Source organism: Bacillus altitudinis 41KF2b (assembly GCF_000691145.1).
In the GTDB taxonomy this organism is placed as follows: Bacteria; Bacillota; Bacilli; order Bacillales; family Bacillaceae; genus Bacillus; species Bacillus altitudinis.
The window spans coordinates 109,106-125,420 of the sequence record NZ_ASJC01000004.1; the positions used below are offsets into that span (position 1 = coordinate 109,106).

The following is a 16,315-nucleotide window of genomic DNA, read 5'->3' on the forward strand; positions in this document are numbered from 1 at the left end:
CCATTCGATGTTTTCACCATCTCATTGTACACGGTTTTTGAGTAAAATGTAAAAGTTTTTTTTGGAAAATCGACTTCTTTTTTATGAAAACCCGAATATTCAAAGGGTGAAGCGTCTTCATCATTCAACATTATATTAGAAATATATCCGAACTATGATCTTGTATAAACGGCTCGTTCTCCGCCAATCAGCTTTGGACGAGTTTTTGCAAACGTCACATGTGCTTGTCCTAATTGATGACGGCTGAGACGGACCGGTACGGCTACCCGCTTTAAGTGCATGCCGATGAATGTATCACCGATATCAATACCTGCATGTGCTGAAATGGATTCAACCAGCACAGGGTGTTCCATTTGCTGATACGCATGAGCCGCCATAGAACCACCCGCCTTACGGACAGGTACTGCCGCTACAATCTCTAAGTTAAGCCGGTACGCCACCTCTTCTTCCACAACGAGGGCACGATTCAAATGCTCGCAGCATTGGAAGGCCAATTCAATTCCTGTCTCGCGTCTCAGTTGATCGAGCTCTTGATAAATAGCTTCAGCAATTTGCTCACTTCCCGCTGTCCCAATGTGCTCGCCAGCCACTTCTGACGTACTGCAGCCAATCACTAAAATGTGGCCAGCTCGCAGTTCAACTGTTTGATGAAACTCTTTTAACATTTCAAGCCAATCTTGACCAATGTTCATGTTAAGCGCTCCTTACAAGTGCTTTTCTTCGTAATCAGCGATTTTACCAATCCGCACAGCATGACGTCCTGCAGTAAATTCTGTTGTCAGCCAAATGTGAGCAATCTCTCTTGCCAGTCCTGGTCCAATGACTCGTTCTCCCATCGCAAGAACATTTGTATCGTTATGTTCTCTCGTCGCCTTTGCACTGAATGTATCATGCGCCAGTGCACAGCGGATGCCTTTCACTTTGTTTGCTGAAATGCTCATACCGATACCTGTCCCGCAAATCAAAATGCCTCGATCGACTTCCCCGTTTGCCACCATATTGGCTACAGGAAAAGCATAGTCAGGGTAGTCTACAGAACCTGATCCACATTCACAACCCATATCAATGTATTCAATCTTTAATTCATCCATTAGTTGTTTGATTTCTTCACGAATATTCGTTCCGCCGTGATCGGATGCAATGGCTACTTTCATCGGGCAATTCCTCCTAAGGGTGAGTTAATCTGTCATGTCTTACATTCATTCTTTATTTACAGTTATATTTTAACCTCTGCCTAGTCATTTGCAAACAAAAGCAGAAAAACCGTTTGCGCAACGGTTTTACAGGTTGTCCATTTATGAGGATTTATGATCCTGTTTAAGCTTTTTAGCAAGTTGATACAATAGCGTTTCTAGTTCATCTCGTGTCTCCTGATAAATGGAGAGGCTCCCTCCAAATGGATCCGACACGTCACCTTCTGATCCTGTCGCAAATTCTTTTAGAGTGAAGACCTTGTCTTTCACATGAGCATATTGCTCCACAATCAACTGTTTATGCTGAATCGTCATGGTGAAGACATAATCTGCTTCATGAAGAAGTTCTTCTGTTAGTTTAGACGACGAGTGATTCAGTGGAATGCTTTTCTCAAATAATGCTTCGACTGCTTGAGGAGAAGCCTTCCCTGCATCAGAGGCGAAGATGCCCGCTGATTTTACAGTGACCTGTAAGCCTTTTTCATCTGCAATGGAGGAAAAAAGGGCTTGAGCCATCGGACTTCTGCAAGTATTTCCCGTACAAACAAATAAGATATTCATCTTTCGACCTCCTTTTCTTCTATTATATAGCATTTCATTCTACATGTTATGTAAGGAGACAGGCTAGAGCGGAAATAATAATTTGATTCCAAAGGCTAGTAAAATCAATCCGCCAAGCACCCCGCTGTATGAACCTACCCATGACCGAACCTGTTTACCGAGTAATAATCCAAGCCATGTGAGCATCATACTAAAAAAGCCAAACAATAAAATGGTCATCAACACCCGAGAACCGTAAATCCCCAGGCTTAAGCCAACGGAAAAACTATCTAAACTCACACTTGTTGCAAAAAGAACGAGACCGGCCCCAACAGGTGCGATAAATGGCTTATCTTCTTTTCGGATAGAAGCGATGATCATTTGCAGACCCAGCACCAAAAGCAGCGCCCCGCCTATATAGGTTGCTAGGAGCCCAAGCCAGCCAGATAAAAGCTGACCTGTTAGCATGCCAAAAAGAGGCATAAACATATGAAATATCCCAATGACAAGTCCAATATAAAGGATTTGGCGGAATCTCAGCTGAATCATCCCCATGCCGAGTCCAACCGAAAAGGCATCCATTCCAAGTGCAAAAGCCATGATACTGAGTGTCAGCAATTCGCCAGCTAGTTCATTCATGTAAATCCCCCTTGGACACGCATTCTCCTTTAACCTATGTTTGTCCAAGAGAGGATAGAACTATTTGAATGAAGAGAGAGTGCGCCCTCCTGCCGCTTTTTGCAGACGGTTCATGATCGCAGAACCAACTCCCTGCTCTGAGAAGGCTTCTGAAATGATCAAGTCTACGTCCGTTTCGTCAAATTGTCTTAGCACACGATATAAGTTTGCCGCAACCGTTTCAGGCTTTTCTCTCCATCCACAGCTAAAGATAACATCCGCCGCAAACCATTCCTTCTTTTCTTCTGTCGTCAGCACACCTACTTTTAGTCCTTCAGCTCGGTACTTCTGAATGTGCAGCTGCATGTCTTCATCACTTCCATGAAATATATACATTTGTGCTTCAGGTGCATAATGTGTATATTTCATTCCCGGCGATACTGGCGCCTCATCCTTTTTCGTCAACCCTGGATCCGTGTTGACCGTTCCTACGACCTCTTCTAATGCTTCTTTTGTAATACCGCCCGGCCTTAAGATCACTGGAATCTCGTCTACACAAGATACAACCGTTGACTCCACGCCAATACCTGTTGAACCACCATCGACAATGCCTGCAATTTTCCCATCAAGATCACTCGCGACATGATCCGCAAGTGTCGGCGACGGTTTTCCCGAACGGTTGGCACTAGGCGCGGCAATTGGCAGACCAGCTGCTCGGATGAGTTCAAGCGCAACAGGATGATCAGGCATTCTTACGCCTACTGTAGATAAACCTGCCGTCACCTGCTTTGATAATGTGCCCGGCTTACAAGGTAGAACAATGGTGAGAGCGCCTGGCCAAAAGGCATCCATCAGCGCTGTTACTTTTTCATTTTCTATTTGCGCAAATTCATGAAGCTGTTGAACGTCCGCAATGTGAACAATCAACGGATTATCACTTGGGCGTCCTTTCGCTTCATAAATTTTCTTCACAGCCTCTGTCTCTTTTGCATTTGCCCCTAGTCCATAAACCGTTTCTGTCGGAAAAGCGACCACTTCATTCTGCCGCAACAACAGAGCTGCTTGTTCAATTTGTGGATAGTATGTGGATAAATCCTTTTTTAAATCCACAGACCACCTTTTTGTATTTAACATCATACAAACTCCTTTTAAAAAAGATAAAACTGTTGATATATCTCAATTATCCTTTTGAAAGTATAAAAGATGATGCTAAATAAAACAAGCGTTGTCCACAATTTGTGGATAACGCTTGTTTTACAGTGGATAAGTATGTGAATAAGTCCGGTGTTTTGTGATTAACTAGCTGTTTTTTGCAGCACAACCGCCTGCTCTTTTCCCAATGACTCTTTTGCATGCGCAGATACCCATACACTTTCTGGGATTTCCTCTATAGGCGTAAAGCCCATCAGCGCTAAAAAATCATGCGAAGAGGAGTGATTGGCTACAACATAAAAGGTGTCCACACCTTGTTTTTCCCCTAGCGTTTGAACACTTTGGAACAGAGAAACGATATGCCCCTGACCAAGTTTATCTGATATCACAAGTGATCTTAGCAATCCTTCTTGTTCATTTAGTCGTTCAAGACCTAAACAACCTGCAAGCTCACCGTCTGCATCTTCCATGACCACAAATGACGTACGCTCTGCAATCGTCACCCCGCCTTTTGCTTGGCCTTTTTTAAGAAAAGCATTAATGGCCGGAGCATCTTCTTCTGTCGCTATTCTTAATTGATAATACATGCTTTCACCTCTTTTTGTTCTCTTACTTCAACTCTATGAGGCAAAAACAGATTTAGACCTTTTTTAAGAGAAAAGACTAGAGACCCATTCGAACAGAAAGAATTTCACTTCACCCGTCTCTTCTTCTTTTACCACTTCATTGACAGATTCATTTGTTGGCTCTGCGGCTACCTGCTCTTTATCATCTCCTTCTGGTGAGGCGATCGCTTCTCCGTTTGAAAAATCGATAAAGCAGAGAGGTGGGAATAACACACACCACCAATTGGCTCCGTCTCCTTCCCCTAACGTAATCAAAATGGCTTCATATTTCCCAGCAGGATAAACAAAGTTGCCATATAGCTTTGTTGGAAATGAGGCTTTTTGAAAGCTGACCGATACGGATTGATCAATGTGTTGTTCCTTTAATTTTGCTTTGGCGATACGATTGATGTCTGGAAGCTTTGAACGAATCACACGTCTAGCTTCTTCAATGGATGTGAGGTCTTTCACCCACTCCGTTATATTGGCATTGACCTCATCTCGAATACTTCGTTTCACATCTTGATCTGCCGACTGGTCACTGTTGGCTAAAATGCGTAAACGAATGGCTTCATCTGGAATCACAACAGGCTGATTAGCAGAAGCAGCCGCCGTCTCCTCTTTTCCAAGGTTTGCAAAAGCACCACATAATAATAGAAACATATAAAGACAAATCATCATTTTACTTTTGAACATGATGTGTTCCCCCCACTTTTTCTCTTCGCTACAAACATTGTGTCCAGGAAACGCATCTCGTAAACAGCAAAAATGATTTTTTTAATAGATTATGAGTAAAAAACAACTACATGAGGTGAGCGAATCAATGTTTTTTCTGCATGCAAAAAAGCCATTCAACAACTTATGAACGGCTTTTTAGTGAGGATTGGTAATCGGAAGGGTACAATCTCCCATCCCAATCTCGGCTGATTTTTAAACCCGAATCTGTTTTGATGACTGTCATTGCACCTTTTTTCTCAATTTCCTTTTTGACCTTTCCTTTATGGTCAATAAATTGAATGATCATTTCATAGTCAAATTCAATCCTGTCATCGCTTTCATCTGAAGGTGTAAACGTAATTTTTTTCAGTTTAATTTGACAATCTTGATCTTTTGCTGCTTCTAATACACTTGGAAACATGCTGTCTTGTGTATATTCTTGATATTCATGCTCGGTTAAATAATCCTTCAACTTCTCCTTCATGTCAGATAGGTCATCCGTCCGATTCACTGTGTATTGTGCTTTTTTATAGTTTTCCCCAAATGCTGCTGCTTCTTTTTTAAAGCTCGGTTTACCGCAAGCACTCACAATCAATAGTACACTGACGATGACCAACACCATCGCATACCTTCTGTTCACACCATTCGCTCCTTCAAAACAAATTTATGTAAAAAATCATGATCAGAATGTTCATTCTTCTATATATACGTTTCCCTTTTACCATAAGTTTCATCTTTACATAATAAAATAGTCCGACTTTATTCAGCCGGACTTCCGTTTTGAATGTGTGCGCAAACCGCTCGATCCTTTCCGTTGATGTCCTTGATGATATGAACATCAGCTGAAGGGAACGCCTGCAAAAGAAGCGCTTTTACATCTTGTGCTTGTGTATGTCCTATTTCAAAGACAACCACTGCTTGCTGATGAAGTACCTTGTGGAGGTCACAGGCGATACGCTCATAAAACCACAGGCCATCACGCCCATCTGTCAGCGCATTGACAGGTTCATGCTTTGTGACAACCTCTGATAAACCATCCATTTCTTCTGCCGCAATATAAGGCGGATTGGAAATAAACACATCGACTTTGATGCCTTGAGCCATAATCGGTTCAAGTAAATCCCCTTGGACAAAATGAACGTCTGCACCAAGCGCTTCTTGATTTCGCTTTGCTACTTCAAGTGCTTCATGTGAAATATCCGTCGCTGTCACAGTGAGAGATTCTTTTTCAAGAGCTAACGTAATCGCAATTGCACCGCTACCTGTTCCTACATCAACAGCTTTGAGCGGCTGATCATTAGGAAACACACGATTCATCATGTTCAATGCCGCCAACACCACTTCCTCCGTTTCAGGACGAGGAATCAGAACATGTTTGTTTACCTCAAAAGGACGCCCATAAAAAAATTCAACACCCGTTAAATGCTGCACAGGCACTCCACGCTTGTGCTGCGCGACGAACTCACTGAATTGTGAATCTTGCTCCTCTGGCAGTGGATCATGAAAACGGGCAAGAAGTTCACTTCTGCTCCATCCAAGCACATGCATCAACATTAACTCTGCTGCGTTTTGGTCTCTGCCCGCTTCCGTTAACAAAGAAGAAGCCCATTTAAGGGCTTCAAAGATCGTTCGCTCTTTATTTTGCATTTTGAAGTTTTCTTGCTTGGTCTTCCATAATTAATGCATCAATGACCTCGTCAAGTTTTCCTTCTAAAATTTGATCAAGCTTTTGAATCGTCAATCCAATGCGGTGGTCCGTCACGCGGTTTTGCGGGAAATTGTACGTACGGATACGCTCTGAACGATCCCCTGTTCCAACAGCAGATTTACGGGTTTGGTCATATTCAGCTTGTGCTTCACGCTGGAATTTATCATAAATTCTCGCACGCAAAACTTTCATCGCTTTTTCTTTGTTTTTGATTTGTGATTTCTCATCCTGACAGGAAACCACTACACCGGTTGGAAGGTGAGTCAAACGAACAGCAGACATTGTGGTATTAACACTTTGTCCCCCTGGTCCGCTTGATGCAAATGTATCCACACGAATATCTTTTTCGTGGATATCAATTTCAACTTCCTCAGCCTCTGGTAATACAGCAACTGTCGCTGTTGATGTATGAATACGGCCGCCTGACTCAGTTTCAGGAACACGCTGCACGCGGTGTGCACCGTTTTCAAACTTTAGTTTAGAATATGCACCTTTACCGCTAATCATAAAGATGATCTCCTTATAACCGCCAGTTCCAGTGACACTCGCTTCCATGACTTCCGTTTTCCACCCTTGCATTTCAGCATAACGGCTGTACATACGGTACAGGTTTCCTGCAAACAGCGCAGCCTCTTCTCCGCCCGCTGCACCACGAACCTCCACAATAACGTTTTTATCGTCATTCGGATCTTTCGGGATGAGCAAGATTTTCAGCTCGTCTTCTAAACGTTCTGTTTCCTCTGTGAGCTCTGAAATTTCTTCCTTGACCATGTCGCGCATATCGGCATCGAGCTTATCTTCCAGCATGGCTTTCGCATCACTTAGCTGATCATATGCCGCACGATATTGTCTATATACCTCAACAGTTTCTTGAATATCAGATTGTTCCTTCGAATATTCACGAAGCTTCTTAGGGTCGTTCACCACTTCAGGGTCACTTAAATATTCATTTAGCTTTTCATAGCGTTCTTCAATTGATTTTAAACGGTCTAACATGGTCTTCACCTCTGTTTTGTGCGTAACAGTCTAATTATAGTATAGCGGGGTATGACAGTCAAAAAAATTTCCAAAACAATTGATTTTCTGCAATTTTTCACTAGAAAACACGATCTTTGGCGATTGGTTACTTGTTTTGTCTAACGTGAAGGAACGGATGCTCACGAAAGAGAATGGTACTTGTAATTGAAAAAAGGGAGGGCATTTGGTTTGAATACAAATGAGGTTGCAAAGGAAATTGGTGTATCTTCAAAAACCATTCAGCGCTGGGTCAAACAGCTCAACATCCCTGTCGCCCGGAATGAACTTGGACATTACGAATTTCATGATGACATTGTCCAGCTGCTCAAAGAGGTCCAACACCAAATGAACGAAGGTGTGATTCTCCATGACATTAGACTGCCGATCCATGAAGAAACCGCCCAGCAATTATCACCTACTGTAGAAACTTCTGACTCATCAAAACGGATAGAAGCCTTAGAAAAACAAATGAAACAGCTCCTTCAAGAGCAATCACATGTCAGTCATATTGAAGCCCGTTTTCAAGAATTAGAACGGAAACTCGCTAAGAAAGCAGATGAAGGCGTTTCCTACCAGCTCCTCCAGCACAGAAGAGAAATTGAAGAATTAACTGCAAAATTAGAACGCCTCACAGCCACATTGACAAAACCAAAACCATCAAAAGAAGAAGAAAAGGAAAAGGCACACCCCGAAATGAAAAAAAAGCGTGCACTCTTCCCTCTGTTTCATTCATTTCGCTAAGAAAGGCTGCCTAACGAGGCAGCCTTTCTACTATATTATACGGTAAGTGCAATAATGATTGGTAATGTAATGAGTGACATGATCGCACTGATCACAAATGCGGATGCTGTTTCTGCTTCCTGTTTCTCAAATCGAGTGGCGATCATGGCCGCAACAGCTGAACCTGGGAAGGCAACAAGCAATACAGCTTTTGTAATTTCATCCGCCGAAAGACCCATAAGAATGGCGATGAAATACATAAGTAACGGTTGTACAGCTACTTTGAGCAATGCGATACTGAAAGCTGGTAAGCTCAGTTTAATCTTGCGGATACCGACTGTGACACCGACTGCAAAGAGCGCAACCCCTGATGTCACACTTCCAATTTCCTCTAGCATTTCATGTCCGATTTCAGGAAGTTTAAATCCTAAAAGAACAAGAATGATACTTGCTAACGGTGCAAGCGCAAGCGGCTCTGATAAACCGTGCAAAATCGCTTTCGTCGTCATTTTTAGGAAACTTTCGCCGTCTTTGGCTTTTCCTTTTGTTTTTTCACCGACAGTTGACACAATAATAGCAATTGGATCAAGCAATGCATTTACAACTATTCCGGTAATAGCAATCGGAATTGCAACTTCTTGAGCCCCAAATAAACTGCCCAAGACCGGAATCCCCATAAATGCAAAGGTCGGTTGTGCTGAGTTTAATGAGAAAACAGATGAATCTGTTAAATCATATTTAAAAGCAAATTTCGTAACTAAAAGGATAATGATATAAAAGCCTACGATTCCGAAAATCAATGCAACGAAAAATGGAATTTGACTATAGAATTTATCTTTTGGTGTTGACAGAATGCTGGCGATAAAGTGCGCTGGCAAAGCATACTTTGTAACAAGTGTACTTACACCTTTTGCAGATTTAGCGTCATAGCTGCCGAAGTTCCCTGCGAACCAACCCAGCGCGATAACGAAAAAAATCGGTGCTAGGAGGATCAAAATATTTAAAAAGTCCATCTTACTATTCCTCCTTGAATCCTTTACATGTTTCTTATTTTATAGCGGCATTGCTTACATTACCCGAAACAATGCCGCGTTACACATTTTATTATGCTCTTACAATTTTTTTATATTCAGGAATCCACATAGCATCTTTCACAGCTTGTTCGATGTTGTCAGGTGTTCTTCTTGCGACACCATCTTTAATTGCTGCTTTTGCCACTTCAACAGCTACCTTGATTGATACTTCTTGCAATTTATCAATGCTTGGAAGCAGTCCAGCGCCTGGTTTTTCATGATCAACCATTTCAGCGATCGCATTTGCAGAAGCAACGAACATGCCTTTTGTGATAATTTTTGATTCCGTTACGATTGAACCAAGACCAAGTCCAGGGAAAACGAACGCATTGTTTGATTGTCCGATTTCATGTTCAATTCCGTTATACTCGACATTTTCGAATGGGCTTCCAGTTGCAACAAGCGCACGACCGTCTGTCCATTTGAATAGATCTTCCGGTACTGCTTCAGCAAGTGGAGTTGGGTTAGACATCGGCATGATCACTGGACGCTCTGTATGAGCTGCGATTTCTTTAATAATTTCTTCAGTGAATGCGCCGCCTTGACCTGATGTACCAATAAGAATGGTTGGCTTCACCTTGCGAACAGCTTCAGCAAATGAGATTTGTCCTTTTTCATCACGAGCCCAGCCTTCTACTTCATCAGAAGAACGAAGGTATGGTTTTTGGAAATCAAGCACTTCATCTTCAAACTGATCTGTTAGCAATCCTCTGTAGTCTAACGTCCAGAATGCATTGTTTGCTTCTTCTTCACTTAGACCTTCAAGAACCATTGTGTCACGCATTTGATCGGCGATTCCGATTCCAGCTGATCCAGCTCCGAAAATCATCACACGGTGATCTTTCAATTGAGTACCAGTTTTCTTGACAGCTGCAAGAACACCCGCTAAAGTAATGGCACCAGTACCTTGGATATCATCATTAAAAGTTAAGATGTTGTCGTTGTATTTTTTCATGATGTTACGCGCATTTTTGTTTCCAAGGTCTTCCCAGTGAAGCAATGCTTTCGGGAAGAATTTAAGTGCTGCTTTTACATACGCATCAATGAATTCTTCGTATTTTTCACCTTGTACACGTTTGTGGTGGTTCCCGATGTACAATGGATCATTCAATAATTTCTCATTGTTAGTTCCAACATCTAATACAACTGGAATGACGCGGCTTGGATCAATCCCTGCTGCAGCCGTGTAAACAGCTAATTTACCAATTGCGATGTTGATACCACCAACACCCCAGTCACCAATTCCAAGAATACTCTCAGAGTCAGTTGCTACGATGAGGTCGATGTCGCCTGCTGTTGCATGTAAGTTTTCAAATGCTTTCTCAATGCCGTCAATGTTGTCGATTGAAAGGTAGACACCATGAGGTCTTCTGTATTCATGGCTGTATTCTTGAATCGCTTCACCAACAGTTGGTGTGTAAACAACAGGAAGCATTTCACGAAGCTTGTCCGTTAGAAGCTTATAGAATAATACTTCGTTACGGTTTTGCAAATCACTTAAGTATACGTTTTGACGAAGACGATCTGGCTGAGCTAGAAATTGCTTGTATGCTCTCTCTGCTTGCTGTTCTAAAGTCAGAACAGTTGGAGGAAGTAATCCTTCTAGTCCAAGCTCTTGTCTTTCTTCTTCAGAGAAAGCAACGCCTTTGTTCAACGTTGGAATCGATAATACATCTTTACCTGTCAAAGTGGTTTCGAGGTACCCTTCTTTTGTTTTCTTCACGTTGTTCATCAAAAACTACCCTCTTTCTAAAATATAAATAAAGTGAACTATTAATACAAAGAACGATCAAGGAGAAAAATCCTTAATCAAAAAAATTATGACAAGAAATCGAACTTTTCGTTTAAATGCTTTACACTACAGTTAGTCATTTTATGCCTGCTTATACCAAAACGCAAGCGTTGAAAATTAGATAATTTTTTCGTAGCGTTATTTAATTTATTTAAGTACAAATGATGGGTGTTCAGCCAAAATCTCGAAAAACGAAACACAGCGGCATTTGCTATTTTTTTAATTGTCAAGTGTTGTACCAACATCTAATTTTGGTACTTCATGGTGATGTCTGCATCGTGCTTCGTATGATTCCTGCGCACCTACTAAAATAATGGGATCATCATAGGATGCGGGTTTACCGTCGATCAAGCGTTGTGTTCTACTCGCTGGGGAGCCGCATACCGAACAAACTGCTTGAAGTTTTGTTACAAGCTCTGCACATGCCATTAAATGCGGAACAACACCAAATGGCTCTCCTCTGAAGTCTTGATCAAGGCCTGCAACAATGACTCGGTAGCCTTTATCAGCCAATTGAGTGACAATATCAATGATTGTCTCATCAAAAAATTGCACCTCATCAATGCCAATGACATCGGTTCGTTCTGATATGTGCGTTATTATGTCTTTTGGTGAGGTTACTGCAATCCCATCGACGGATGAACCGTTATGTGACACAACTGAGCTTGTGCTATACCGGTTATCAATCGCTGGTTTGAATATTTTTACTTCTTGTTTGGCAAAGGTGGCTCTTTTGGCTCTCCGAATCAATTCTTCCGACTTTCCAGAAAACATACTTCCGCAGATGACTTCAAGCCAACCGCTTTGTTTCATCACATACATAAGGTCTTCTCCCCCGTTTTAAAGTTCCATCAATCCACGTAAAAAAACAGGCAAGAACGGATTCCTGCCTGTTTATTGTATCTATTATTACTTAAGACCGTATTTTTTGTTAAAGCGGTCAACACGTCCATCAGCAGAAGCGAATTTTTGACGGCCTGTATAGAAAGGATGGCACTCAGAGCAAATCTCGATGCGTACCTCTTCTTTTACTGATCCAGTTTCAAACTCATTTCCACAAGCGCATTTGACTGTAGCTTTTTTGTAGTTAGGATGAATTCCTGTTTTCATCTACTGTCATCTCCTTCCGCCCTGAATCCAATTCGGAAACAGAGTTAATATCTCAGAATAAATTCTGAAACGCACATGATAAAATTATAACAGTGTGAGTCTATGATTGCAAATGTATTTTTTCATGAAGCTATCTTCTTGATGCAGACATATTTGCTTGTTTCCACTCTTGCGTTAAAATATCGAAAAATTCTTGGTTTGTCTTTGTTTTTCTCATTTTGCGCATGAATTTCTCAGCGAAATCAGGTGTATCTGACATTGATTTTCTCATCGCCCATAGACGATCAAGATGCTCTTTAGGCACAAGCAGTTCTTCTTTTCTTGTACCGGAACGACGAATGTCGATGGCTGGGAAAATTCTTCTTTCTGCAAGAGAACGATCTAAATGGAGCTCCATGTTTCCTGTTCCTTTAAACTCTTCATAAATCACATCATCCATACGTGATCCCGTATCAACAAGTGCAGTAGCTAAAATGGTCAAGCTCCCACCTTCTTCGATGTTACGCGCAGCACCAAAGAAGCGTTTTGGACGGTGGAAAGCCGCTGGATCAATACCGCCGGAAAGCGTTCGGCCGCTTGGCGGGATGACAAGGTTGTATGCACGAGCAAGCCTTGTGATGCTGTCCATTAAGATGATGACATCTTTTTTATGTTCAACTAGACGCATCGCACGCTCTAATACAAGCTCTGCTACTTTAATGTGGTTTTCCGGTACTTCGTCAAAGGTTGAGCTAACGACATCCCCTGCAACAGAACGTTCGATATCTGTTACTTCCTCTGGACGTTCGTCAATAAGAAGAACAATCAGTTCTGCCTCTGGATGATTTTCAGAGATACTGTTGGCAATTTCTTTGAGCAAAATGGTTTTCCCAGCCTTAGGCGGTGCAACAATTAAACCACGCTGTCCAAACCCAACTGGTGCCATCATATCCATAATTCTAGTAGACAGGTGATTAGGCTGTGTTTCAAGAATCATTTGACGATCAGGGAATAGCGGCGTGAGTGCAGGAAAGTGAACACGTTCCTTAGCTGATTCTGGGTCGTCCCCATTTACCGCTTCGACATGAAGGAGGCCATAGTAGCGTTCATTCTCTTTTGGAGGTCGTACCTTTCCAGACACCTTATCACCATTTCTTAAATCAAAGCGTCTGATTTGTGAAGCTGAAATATAAATGTCTTCAGAGCTTGGGGAGTAGTTAATTGGTCTTAAGAAACCAAATCCCTCTGACTGAATAATTTCTAGAACCCCTTCCATAAATAAGAGATCCTCTTGCTCAGCGTTCGCCTTTAAGATGGCAAAAATTAATTCTTTTTTTGTTAGTTTGCTGTAATAAGAGATTTTGTACTTTTTTGCTAACTCATACAGCTCTTTTAATTTCATATTTTCCAAAGATGAAATCGAAACATCTTTCAATATGGACACCACACTTTTCTAGTCAATGTATTTCATTACAAATGCATGACCATTGTATTTGATTAGCTTTTAATTCCGTTTTTGTTGGAATGACCTCGCTCTCATGGTAACGCTCCCACTCGTTTTATCGTAAAGATAGGAACAATGTGAAATTGAGCTTTGTCAACATAGAGAAGGATAATGAGTATATCGTCATGATGCGGCAGTATTTAAACTTGTTGAAGCTTAAAAGAAGTAAATTCGCAGAAAATTTCGCAGCACTCTTTAGTTTTACCTCATTTGCAGGGAATATTCAACTTTAAAAAGAAAATGATATATATTTGACACCTATATGAAAAGCGGGTAAAGAATACCCGCTTTCAGATTACGGACGAATGACAAGATTCGGTTTTTTCTTTAAACTGTGTCTGCCATCGACGAATCGAACAGTACCTGATTTCGCACGCATGACAACACTATGTGTTGTTCCAACAGAGCCTTTAAATTGAACACCTTTTAATAACTCGCCATCTGTTACACCTGTCGCTGCAAAAATGGCGTCATCGCCTTTCACGAGGTCTTCCATTCTGAGGACTTTTCCAACATCCAGTCCCATTTTCTCACAGCGTCTCAGCTCTTCTTCACTTTGTGGAAGAAGCTTACCGTGGATTTCTCCACCAAGTGCTTTAAGCGCAACAGCAGAAAGGACACCTTCAGGCGCTCCACCTGAACCAAATAGAATATCAACACCTGTGTGATCAAATGCTGTATTAATGGCTCCTGCAACGTCACCATCATCGATCAACTTGATTCTTGCTCCAGCTTCTCTCAGCTCAGCAATGATCTTTTCATGTCGCTCTCTGTTTAAAATTGTCGCAACAACATCTTCAATATCTTTGTTTTTTGCTTTTGCAACAGCACGAAGATTGTCAATGACAGGCGCTTCAATGTCGATGCAGCCTACCGCTTCTGGACCTACTGCGATCTTATCCATGTACATATCAGGTGCATTCAGCAAGTTGCCATGATCTGCAACAGCGATAACAGCTAAAGCATTCCAGCCGCCGCTTGCCACAATATTTGTTCCTTCCAATGGATCAACAGCGACATCCACGCGAGGTCCATATCCGTTTCCAAGCTTTTCCCCAATATAAAGCATTGGCGCTTCGTCCATTTCTCCCTCGCCGATGACCACAGTTCCCTTCATCGGAATCGTATCAAATACATCACGCATGGCACTTGTTGCAGCATCATCCGCTTCGTCTTTTAAACCTCTACCCATCCAACGAGCAGATTTTAATGCAGCTGCTTCTGTCACCCGTACTAGTTCCATCGATAAACTTCTTTCCATTTTTGTCCAAATCTCCTCTCACAGTCAAAGCCTTATGAATTTTGAAGTTCTTCTATTTCTTGGTCATTCAGCTTTTCACGCCAGATGGTTGCACCCAAGCCTTCAAGCTTCTCCTCAAGCATACTATATCCTCTGTCTATATGTTCAAGCCCTGTGATTTCGGTCACACCGTCTGCCATTAACCCTGCAACAACGAGACAAGCACCTGCTCGCAGATCACTTGCTTTGACCTTAGCACCTTGAAGCTGCGTTTGACCTGTAATAATGGCAGATCTTCCTTCCACCTTCATGTTAGCACCCATTCGACGCAATTCGTCAATGTGTTTAAAGCGGGCAGAGTAAATGGTATCTGTCACGACACTCGTGCCTTTCGCTTTTGTTAACAAAGCCGTCATCGGCTGTTGAAGATCGGTCGGAAAGCCCGGATACACAAGGGTTTTGATATCGACAGGCTTGAGTCCTTCATTTCTGCCAACGATCAGCATTTGATCGTTGCTTGTTTCAATTGTGAATCCCATCTCTCTAAGTTTCGCCGTAATTGATTCTAAATGAGTTGGGATCACATTATCAAGCACAACTTCATCCCCCATCGCTGCACCTGCAATTAAAAATGTACCTGCTTCTATGCGGTCAGGGATGATGGAATGCCTGCAGCCATGAAGAGATTCCACACCTTCGATCCGAATCACATCCGTCCCCGCACCTTTGATTTTAGCTCCCATGCTTGCAAGCAGTGTCGCTACATCAATGATTTCGGGTTCTTTTGCGGCATTTTCAATCACTGTTTTCCCTTCAGCTAGAACGGCTGCCAGCATGATGTTGATGGTCGCACCTACACTGACAACATCAAGATAAATACGGGCTCCGACTAATTTTTCAGCGCGCAAATAAATCGCACCCTGTTCGTTTGTCACCTCGGCTCCAAGTGCTTCAAAGCCTTTGATATGCTGATCGATCGGTCTAGGTCCTAAGTGACATCCCCCTGGCAATCCAATGACAGCCTGCTTGAATCTACCGAGCATGGCGCCCATTAAATAATAGGATGCTCGTAGTTTCTTCACTTTCCCATTAGGAAGCGGCATACTGATCATGGAGGCAGGATTGACAACCATCTCACCTTTTTCAAACGTGACCTTTCCGCCAATCTCTTCTAACAGATCTCGTAATGTGTCAATATCTGAAATATGCGGAAGGCCTTCAATGGTTACTGGAGAATCAGCGAGAATCGTGGCAGGAATCAGTGCCACAGCACTATTTTTCGCACCACTAATATGTACGGTCCCGCGCAAGGGGTCACCGCCGGCAATGTTTAACTTTTCCATATTT

The 16,315-nt window shown here is 42.2% G+C and carries 18 protein-coding genes; 1 reads left to right on the forward strand and 17 read right to left on the reverse strand.

All coding sequences use genetic code 11. The annotated features are described in order from the left end of the window. Positions 1 to 152: 152 nt before the first annotated feature. The 10 genes from BA79_RS08875 to prfA form a co-directional block, all read right to left on the reverse strand. A complete protein-coding gene (locus BA79_RS08875) occupies positions 153 to 692 on the reverse strand; it encodes a TIGR01440 family protein (RefSeq protein WP_007497644.1) in 540 nt (179 codons plus the stop codon). A 12-nt stretch (positions 693 to 704) separates the two neighbouring features. Further along, a complete protein-coding gene (rpiB, locus tag BA79_RS08880) occupies positions 705 to 1,154 on the reverse strand; it encodes a ribose 5-phosphate isomerase B (protein WP_003214714.1) in 450 nt (149 codons plus the stop codon). Positions 1,155 to 1,295: 141 nt separating this feature from the next. Beyond that, positions 1,296 to 1,754 (reverse strand): low molecular weight protein arginine phosphatase, encoded by a 459-nt coding sequence (locus BA79_RS08885; protein ID WP_017360042.1) that lies wholly within the window; start codon positions 1,752 to 1,754, stop codon positions 1,296 to 1,298. A gap of 63 nt (positions 1,755 to 1,817) precedes the next feature. Further along, positions 1,818 to 2,372 carry a manganese efflux pump MntP gene (locus BA79_RS08890; RefSeq protein WP_035702305.1) on the reverse strand — a complete coding sequence of 185 codons (555 nt, stop codon included), beginning with the start codon at positions 2,370 to 2,372 and terminating at the stop codon, positions 1,818 to 1,820. A gap of 60 nt (positions 2,373 to 2,432) precedes the next feature. After that, positions 2,433 to 3,485: an L-threonylcarbamoyladenylate synthase gene (locus BA79_RS08895; RefSeq protein ID WP_081826986.1), complete on the reverse strand. Its 1,053-nt coding sequence runs from the start codon at positions 3,483 to 3,485 to the stop codon at positions 2,433 to 2,435. A gap of 161 nt (positions 3,486 to 3,646) precedes the next feature. Further along, positions 3,647 to 4,090: a GNAT family N-acetyltransferase gene (locus BA79_RS08900; protein ID WP_035702311.1), complete on the reverse strand. Its 444-nt coding sequence runs from the start codon at positions 4,088 to 4,090 to the stop codon at positions 3,647 to 3,649. Positions 4,091 to 4,153: 63 nt separating this feature from the next. Beyond that, positions 4,154 to 4,804 carry a stage II sporulation protein R gene (spoIIR, locus tag BA79_RS08905; protein ID WP_035702313.1) on the reverse strand — a complete coding sequence of 217 codons (651 nt, stop codon included), beginning with the start codon at positions 4,802 to 4,804 and terminating at the stop codon, positions 4,154 to 4,156. 163 nt (positions 4,805 to 4,967) lie between these two features. Beyond that, a complete protein-coding gene (locus BA79_RS08910; RefSeq protein ID WP_017360046.1) occupies positions 4,968 to 5,447 on the reverse strand; it encodes a hypothetical protein in 480 nt (159 codons plus the stop codon). A 137-nt stretch (positions 5,448 to 5,584) separates the two neighbouring features. Next, positions 5,585 to 6,472 (reverse strand): peptide chain release factor N(5)-glutamine methyltransferase, encoded by an 888-nt coding sequence (gene prmC / locus BA79_RS08915; protein WP_035702317.1) that lies wholly within the window; start codon positions 6,470 to 6,472, stop codon positions 5,585 to 5,587. After that, the gene (prfA, locus tag BA79_RS08920) at positions 6,462 to 7,529 is read right to left on the reverse strand and encodes a peptide chain release factor 1 (RefSeq protein WP_008343422.1); all 1,068 of its coding nucleotides are present in this window, start codon (positions 7,527 to 7,529) and stop codon (positions 6,462 to 6,464) included. Before prfA ends, prmC begins: the two co-directional genes overlap by 11 nt. A 210-nt stretch (positions 7,530 to 7,739) precedes the next feature. Between prfA and racA the strand changes: the two genes are divergently transcribed. Further along, positions 7,740 to 8,291, forward strand: a complete 552-nt coding sequence (racA, locus tag BA79_RS08925; RefSeq protein ID WP_035702319.1) for a chromosome-anchoring protein RacA — start codon at positions 7,740 to 7,742, stop codon at positions 8,289 to 8,291. A gap of 35 nt (positions 8,292 to 8,326) precedes the next feature. Here the strand turns inward: racA and BA79_RS08930 are convergent, their stop codons facing one another. From BA79_RS08930 to murA, 7 genes are all read right to left on the reverse strand, one after another. After that, complete coding sequence (locus BA79_RS08930; RefSeq protein ID WP_017368214.1) at positions 8,327 to 9,283, reverse strand: AEC family transporter; 957 nt, start codon at positions 9,281 to 9,283, stop codon at positions 8,327 to 8,329. Between the two features lie 91 nt (positions 9,284 to 9,374). Further along, positions 9,375 to 11,075 carry an oxaloacetate-decarboxylating malate dehydrogenase gene (gene malS, locus BA79_RS08935; RefSeq protein WP_024718762.1) on the reverse strand — a complete coding sequence of 567 codons (1,701 nt, stop codon included), beginning with the start codon at positions 11,073 to 11,075 and terminating at the stop codon, positions 9,375 to 9,377. A 279-nt stretch (positions 11,076 to 11,354) separates the two neighbouring features. Next, the gene (locus BA79_RS08940; RefSeq protein WP_007497666.1) at positions 11,355 to 11,957 is read right to left on the reverse strand and encodes a thymidine kinase; all 603 of its coding nucleotides are present in this window, start codon (positions 11,955 to 11,957) and stop codon (positions 11,355 to 11,357) included. An 87-nt stretch (positions 11,958 to 12,044) separates the two neighbouring features. After that, positions 12,045 to 12,245: a 50S ribosomal protein L31 gene (gene rpmE / locus BA79_RS08945; RefSeq protein WP_003215407.1), complete on the reverse strand. Its 201-nt coding sequence runs from the start codon at positions 12,243 to 12,245 to the stop codon at positions 12,045 to 12,047. A 130-nt stretch (positions 12,246 to 12,375) separates the two neighbouring features. Beyond that, on the reverse strand, positions 12,376 to 13,659 hold the full coding sequence (gene rho / locus BA79_RS08950) for a transcription termination factor Rho (protein WP_007497667.1): 1,284 nt from the start codon (positions 13,657 to 13,659) through the stop codon (positions 12,376 to 12,378). Positions 13,660 to 14,023: 364 nt separating this feature from the next. Further along, positions 14,024 to 14,989 carry a class II fructose-bisphosphatase gene (glpX, locus tag BA79_RS08955; RefSeq protein ID WP_007497670.1) on the reverse strand — a complete coding sequence of 322 codons (966 nt, stop codon included), beginning with the start codon at positions 14,987 to 14,989 and terminating at the stop codon, positions 14,024 to 14,026. 32 nt (positions 14,990 to 15,021) lie between these two features. After that, positions 15,022 to 16,311: a UDP-N-acetylglucosamine 1-carboxyvinyltransferase gene (murA, locus tag BA79_RS08960; RefSeq protein ID WP_007497673.1), complete on the reverse strand. Its 1,290-nt coding sequence runs from the start codon at positions 16,309 to 16,311 to the stop codon at positions 15,022 to 15,024. Positions 16,312 to 16,315 lie beyond the last annotated feature (4 nt).